At 36.9% G+C, this 7,177-nt stretch carries 7 protein-coding genes; 1 reads left to right on the top strand and 6 read right to left on the bottom strand.

Annotation, left to right across the window (positions count from 1 at the left end; all coding sequences use genetic code 11):
• Positions 1–3 precede the first annotated feature (3 nt).
• Complete coding sequence (locus tag IJS99_05710) at positions 4–1,842, bottom strand: response regulator (GenBank protein ID MBQ7561310.1); 1,839 nt, start codon at positions 1,840–1,842, stop codon at positions 4–6.
• A gap of 118 nt (positions 1,843–1,960) precedes the next feature.
• On the opposite strand from IJS99_05710, the gene IJS99_05715 reads away from it, so the two are divergent.
• On the top strand, positions 1,961–3,382 hold the full coding sequence (locus IJS99_05715; protein MBQ7561311.1) for an APC family permease: 1,422 nt from the start codon (positions 1,961–1,963) through the stop codon (positions 3,380–3,382).
• A gap of 8 nt (positions 3,383–3,390) precedes the next feature.
• Here the strand turns inward: IJS99_05715 and IJS99_05720 are convergent, their stop codons facing one another.
• From IJS99_05720 to IJS99_05740, 5 genes are all read right to left on the bottom strand, one after another.
• Positions 3,391–3,798 (bottom strand): hypothetical protein, encoded by a 408-nt coding sequence (locus IJS99_05720; GenBank protein ID MBQ7561312.1) that lies wholly within the window; start codon positions 3,796–3,798, stop codon positions 3,391–3,393.
• Positions 3,799–4,052: 254 nt separating this feature from the next.
• On the bottom strand, positions 4,053–4,919 hold the full coding sequence (locus IJS99_05725) for a metal ABC transporter permease (protein MBQ7561313.1): 867 nt from the start codon (positions 4,917–4,919) through the stop codon (positions 4,053–4,055).
• Entirely contained in the window at positions 4,913–5,542 is a 630-nt protein-coding gene (locus IJS99_05730) for an ABC transporter ATP-binding protein (protein MBQ7561314.1), read from the bottom strand. The genes IJS99_05725 and IJS99_05730 overlap by 7 nt, the downstream gene beginning before the upstream one ends.
• Positions 5,543–6,457, bottom strand: a complete 915-nt coding sequence (locus IJS99_05735) for a zinc ABC transporter substrate-binding protein (GenBank protein MBQ7561315.1) — start codon at positions 6,455–6,457, stop codon at positions 5,543–5,545. It abuts the gene before it with no gap.
• 60 nt (positions 6,458–6,517) lie between these two features.
• Positions 6,518–6,814 (bottom strand): hypothetical protein, encoded by a 297-nt coding sequence (locus tag IJS99_05740; GenBank protein ID MBQ7561316.1) that lies wholly within the window; start codon positions 6,812–6,814, stop codon positions 6,518–6,520.
• Positions 6,815–7,177: the final 363 nt, after the last annotated feature.

A 7,177-nucleotide genomic window follows, 5' to 3' on the forward strand; every position in this document is an offset into this window, starting at 1 on the left:
TTTTTATTTATTCAAGCATGATTTAAGAATTCTCATCATTTCGAGGCTCTTAAACGGTTTCGGCAAGTAATCATCAAATCCGTATGAAATATATTCAGCCCGTGCATTTGTCCCTGAGTTAGCAGTTAAAGCTATAAATTTTGTCGTCTTATCAGTATAATTTTTTGCGTGCTTTAGAGTCTCTATTCCGTCCATGCCTGGCATTTTGTGATCAAGAAATACTACATCATAGTGTTTAGCTTTTATCATGTCGAGTGCATTTTCTCCGCTCTCTGAAGTGTCAATATTTGCCTTAGAATCTTTTAACATTCCTTTAGCGACTACTAAATTTACGGGGGTATCATCGACAACTAAAATATTTGCGTTCGGCCAGACTTCAGGGCTGGAGTCCTCGTTTTCCTGTTTCTGTTTATTAGCGTTCAAATATGCCTCGTATTTATTAATCGTGAACTCTTCACCGGACGAAATTTTTTGCGGAATTGTCATAATAAATTCTGTTCCCTCACCGTAAACGCTTTTGAGTTCGATAATGCCGCTCATAATTTCTACAATGTTGCGAACGAGATTCAGGCCAAGCCCAGCCCCGGGAATATGCCGAGTCTCGATTATATTAGCGCGCTCAAAGGGTTCGAAAATATTTTGTGATTCCTCGTCTCTCATGCCGATTCCAGTATCTTTTATTGAGAATACAAGTTTTATATTATTTGCGATTCTCTCACCTGATACAGTTAAAATTATTTGTCCTTTCTCCGTGTACTTGGCCGAGTTGTCAAGTAAATTTATTAGTGCCTGCTTAAGCCTTAATGAATCCCCGTATAAATGCTCGCTTAAATCTTTATCGACATTCAATATAAATTTTAGCGCGGGTTTATTCTTGATTCGTTCAGTTGTATAAATTTCGCACTCCTTTAATAAATCCCATAAATGATAATCATTATCAAATAGTTCCATCTTCCCGGCCTCTATCTTGGAAATGTCTAAAATATTATTCACGAGATTTAATAAATATTCCCCTGATCTCTTAACGTCAAGAGCTGCATTTCTTGTCTCTGAGTCCGTTGTCTCGTTAAGAATCATTTCATTAATTCCTAAAATTGCATTCATGGGCGTTCTAATTTCGTGTGAAGTGCTTGCGAGAAAATTACTTTTTGCCCTGTTCGCAATAGTCGCTTTCTTGATTGAGTATTCTGTCCTGATTCTAGCGTCTTCAGTCTCTTGTTTAGCGATAATTAACTGTTTATAAGTCGGTGCCTCAAGATAAAAAAATGTAAAGAATAACATAAACGCCGCAATTGAATACACTAATGGGAAGTCTTGATTAAATAAATATTGAATCAAAAACGCGTCAATTAATAACAAGAATAATAAATTCATGACGAGAAACTGCCCATTGCCGTAATATTTCTGATAGATGAGCTGCAAAATAAAGCCCTCAAGTGCGAACACTACAGCAAAGCCCGGACAAAAGAAAGTATAAAGTTTCTCATCAGGCGATAAAGCAAATAACATGAAGACACTTACACATAGCATGAAAAAATTTGTGTGAGTAAAATTTTGCTTTAGAGTTCTAGTATAAGCCGCGATATAACACATTAAGCAATAAGCATTAATATTTACAAGTGAGTAAAAAAATTTGTGCGCTAAAGGACTTGCATCAAAAGCCGGGAAGAGTTCAAGAGAAGTCTCAAACACTGCCGATATAAAAGTTGACAACACAAGCAGCATAAAACGCCGGTTTATTTCATTAGTAGTAGAGAGCCGGCCAGCAAGAAAAGCCGTCAAGACAGCAAGAAATGGCAGCATTGTAATTTCTATGAACGTGTAATTAATTTCTGCAATCATAATTTCATGAAGGACTCCTTATATAATTTGCGCTGTTCATAGTATAGCATTATAAAATTTTTCAGCATGATATAATTTCAGCAGCTATTAACATTACACAAAGGGAAGGCCTGACAAAATGCTATTCTTTAACTTTGACATAGAGAGACACCTAGACAGAAAATTAACCCCTCTTAATGTGTGGTCGCTTGCATTCGGCTGTGTTATAGGTTGGAGCGCGTATGTTATGCCCGGAACAATTTTTTTAAAGAATGCCGGCCCGATTGGCACATTAATAGCTATGGAGCTTGCGACATTCACAATGCTTGTTATCTCATATAATTACAGCTACATGATAAAAAAATTTCCTATGACTGGCGGAGAATTCATTTACGCAAAAATGGCATTCGGCGAGAAACACGGATTTATTTGCGCGTGGTTCCTGAGTCTGTCATATTTAGCTGTTATTCCGTTAAATGCTACGGCTTTGAATTTGATAACTCGTGCAGTATTCGGCGATTTATTTCAATTTGGATTTCACTATACAATAGCGGGCTATGATATTTATTTCGGTGAAATGTTAATGGCTGTATCTGCATTAATAATATTTGGAGTAATTGACTCTTTCGGAGTAAATTTCACCGGGAGACTGCAAACAATTCTAGTATTTATCTTGCTGGGCGGGATTTTATTTGTCTTAGGCGGAACAATTTTCAGTCCTAAAGTAGAATCCGCAAATATTCAGCCTATGTTCCACCCGATTGACGCAAATTTTTCCAAGGGGATAATCTCGCAAATTATAGCAGTCGCAGTAACAGCCCCGATGTCGTTTATAGGATTTGACACAGTGCCTCAAATGATGGAAGAGTCAAATTTTTCACCTGACAGCACAAAAATTGTCATGGATACTAGTATTATTTGCGGAGGATTCGTATATATCGCGTTGACTTTCTTAGCATGTTCGATATTTCCGGCTGTCTATAATTCTTGGCCTGAATACGTGAATAATATCGGAAATCTCAGCGGCGTTCAAGCATTCCCGACTTTAAATGCAGCGTCTATGATAATGGGCAGGACGGGATTATTTTTCATAGTTGCGTCAGTATTTGCGGCGATGTTCACGGGGATAATAGGCTTTTATATAGCAACGAGCAGATTATTATACTCAATGGCACGCGATAAAATGATTCCTAAATGGTTCGGCCATCTCAATAGAAATAACGTCCCGACTAATGCGGCGATATTTTGCATGACAGCGGCGGGGACTGCTTCACTTTTAGGGCGGGCGATTCTCGGCTGGATTTTCGACATGGCATCAATCGGGGGCGCGATAGGTTTTGCGTATACTTCAATATCTGCGTGTAAATATGCCTTTCACGAACATAGAATCGACATAATAATATTTGGCTCGCTGGGATTCTTTTTCTCGGTATGCTTTGCGTTATTATTATTGCTGCCTATTCCGGGTCTTAATGTCTCGATCGGCAAAGAGTCTTACACGCTATTAATTTTATGGACGATTCTGGGAATAACTTTTTACACTCGGAGCAAGAAAAAATAAAGCGCAAATTATTTCACATAATCGGCATTTACAAGATTGCAGAACATATCTTCACCGTCTTTGTAACGCTCAAATCGTCCTGTTACTGTAATTTTGTCGCCCTTTTTCGGGTAATCCTGAGGATATTTGTATGAGTCCTTAAGCACAAAGTCAAAGCCTATACTGCAACATGCAGCCGCGTCAGTTATGATAACAGCAAAAAAATATCTGCCTGTATCCTGCTCGTGAACATAATCAAATGAGCCGCTGACTTTGATAATTTTCCCTGTATAAGCCTCAGGATTTGACAAAATATTAAAGACTCCCGAATAAAGCATTACATCACTAAATTTCGTTAAGTCAATATCAATTTTTCCTGCCGCAAATGAACTAGACGCAAATAATAATATAATAATCATACATAAAAATTTTTTCATGAATTAAGCACCTCCGATAAATTTTTTATAAATAAAGCACGAGTCGGCAATAAATAATTTTTTCTGTAATAATCACATGTGTTGACAAGTTTTATATTTTGCCAGCAAGTATAAATTTTTCATGACATAACCCGCGCAATAATAACCGCGTTCAATCTCTATATATTTCACAAAATTTTTTGTCAGTAAATATAAATTTTTCATGACATTACCCCGCGCAATTAAATAAATATTTCGCAAAATTTCTCATGTAATTAACGCCCGCTATATAAAATTTTTCCGGCAATATAGCATATCCCAAACGCTAAAATATCAGCAATTACTATTGTCGAGCCCACAGGAGTCCCCGCTAAAACAGAAATTATTATCCCTATGGCCGCACATATAACTGAAATAATCACCGAGAATATAATAACCGCGCGAAAACTTTTAAATATTCTCATGGCAGATAACGCAGGAAATACTATCAAAGCTGAAACGAGCAGAGAGCCCGCCAATTTCATAGCAAGGACTATGACAGCAGCCGACATCACAATCGTTAATAAATTGCATAATTGAGTGTTCACGCCTGAAGATGCCGCAAAATCTTCGTCAAAAGTTACCGCAAAAATTTTGTTATAAAATAATATAAAAGCTAAGACTACAGAAATTGACAATACAGCACACAGCCAAACTTCTTTAACAGTGAGAGTCAAAATCGACACAGAACCGAATAAAGTCGTGCAGACATCGCCCGAAAGATTTGACGACGACGAAAATATATTCATGAGCATATAACCCCCTGCGAGTGAACCAGCAGAGAGCATAGCAACAGCCGCATCGCCTTTGATAGAAGCATTTGCCCCCGTCCTCAAAAGCATGACAGCACATAAAATCGTTACTACAAGAACTACAGGCATATTAAAGCCTATATTCATAGCAGCAGCCGCAGCCAGTGCACCAAAAGCCGCATGTGAAAGTCCATCGCCTATAAATGAAAATCGCTTTAACACGAGAGTAACTCCCAATAATGACGCACAAATTGAAATCATTATCCCCATGATAAAAGCATATCTCACAAATGGGAACTGCCAATAAAGTATAAATTTCTCTATCAAGTTTTCTATTAAATTTTCTAGCATGATTTATCGAGCCTCAATAAATTTTTTGCATATTTCGCGGCCTTGTCTATATCATGAGAGATCATAATAATAGCAATTTTCTTATCGCGATTTAATTCATTCAGCAATAAATACATTTCTGAAGCTGACTCAGGGTCAAGACCTGTTATAGGCTCATCGAGTATTAAAACTTTTTGAGCTGCACACAAAGCACGCGCTAATAGGACTCTTTGCTGCTGACCTCCTGATAATTCGCGGTAACATTTGAACTCTAAATCTGAAATCTTCATTTTTTGCATGATCTCAAATGCCGCTATTTTCTCGCGTTTATTATAGAATGGCCGGAGCCCGCACCTTCCTTGAAAGCCTGATAATACAATTTCACGAACTGAAGCAGGGAAGTCCTTTTGTGATTCTTTTTGCTGGGGAAGATAGCCGATCTCGTTTTTCTTGAGTCCATCAGTAAAAATTATTCTGCCGCTTAAGGGTTTATTGAGTCCGAGAATAGTTTTTATAAGAGTGCTTTTGCCTGAACCGTTCTCGCCCATAATACATAAATAATCGCCTGATTTAACACAAAAATTTAGATTCTTTATGATTACTCGATTGTCCCAGCCTATTGACAAATTTTCACAAGTTATCATTTAATTTAGAGCCTCTTTCAGGATTTCGAGATTTTCGGCCATGATTTGCAGATAAGAGACTCTGGGATCTCCTGACTGCATAGAATTCAGGACTAAAATTTTTTGATTCTTGGCCTTAGTGCTTGCTATAACAGTGCGGGCTATGTTGTGCCTTGTACCGTCAATATCTATAACACATGGCAAATTAAACTCGTCTGTCTTCTCTGCTAAAAATTTTATGGTCTCAAAGCTCGCTTCAGTCTCAGCAGAACACCCGGAAAAAGCCGCGTAACACTTAAGCCCGTAATCATCAGCTAAATATCTAAACGGGAATCTATCAGCAAATAATAAAATTTTCCTAGCTGAGTGATTAATCATGTCAGAATATTTCTTGTCAAGCTCATCGAGTGATTTAATATAACGCGCAAGATTTTGAGAATATATTTTTTTGTGAGACGGGTCAATTTCTGAAAGTTTTGCGGCAATATGACGGCAAAGAATCCCCGCATTTCTTAGTGACAGCCATATATGCTCGTCAAGTTCGGACTCGTGCTCGTGTTCATGCTCGTGATCTTCCTGCATTCCCTCAAGTTGAGTCTCAATTTTTGCGGCATTACCTAAGATTTCAAGTAAATTAATCGCGATTTGATTCTTATTCGTAACATTTTTTAGCGCGTCTTCTACCCATTCATCAGACTCGCCGCCTATGTAAATAAAAATATCGCTCTCTGAGATTCGCACTATATCACTGACTGAAGGCTGATAATTATGTAAATCAACGCCCTTTTTCATCAACAAAGCAACGTCAACGCCGGAATCTTTCGCAATTTCTCTAGTCCAGTCATAAACCGGAAATATACTCACAGTAACGCGAATATCTGCACAAGCTGACTCGTTAAGAATCAAGACTAATAACAAGACAAAAATTTTTCTCATGATAATAATAACCTCCGTAAAATAATAAAATTTGAAAGCGTCTTATTTTCACGTGAGAATTTATCTTGAAAGTTTGACCTTGAGAGCTACCAAATCAGATCGGGGAATTTTTACCGTGTCAGAATAAATGAATCCGTCAAAAATTTCACTCACAATTAGACAAGCAATAATAATATTTATGGCAGCGAGTGATAAATTTTTTACAGCATTACAGCATAAATAAATATCAAAGCATATAGGGCAGTCATCGCCCTTGCAATCGTGATCAGATTCAAGAGCTATAAATACAACGGGATAAACTAAAGCAAGGACAAGAATACACGCAAGAATGACATATAAAATTTTTTTGCGATTCATGTTTAAAATTTGCGAGTCCTCCTTTAATTTATTTGAATATTATAACCTTTTTTGCAGAATAAATATATTTTACGCAACTTTGCATTAACTCATAAAATTATGTGTTATCGCTTTTATCAACAAATAAAAATTTATGACAGCTATATTTTACGCATAATCTCGCATTACTCATAAAATTATGTGTTATCGCCTTATTAGCAAGTAAAAATTTCATGCCAGCGATATTTTACGCAATCTTGCATTACTCATAAAATTATGTGTTATCGCTTTTATCAACAAATAAAAATTTATGACAGCTATATTTTACGCATAATCTCGCATTACTCATAAAATTATGTATTATCGCCTTATTAGCAAGTAAAA

It is taken from the genome of Synergistaceae bacterium (assembly GCA_017444345.1).
Lineage (GTDB): Bacteria > Synergistota > Synergistia > Synergistales > Aminobacteriaceae > JAFUXM01.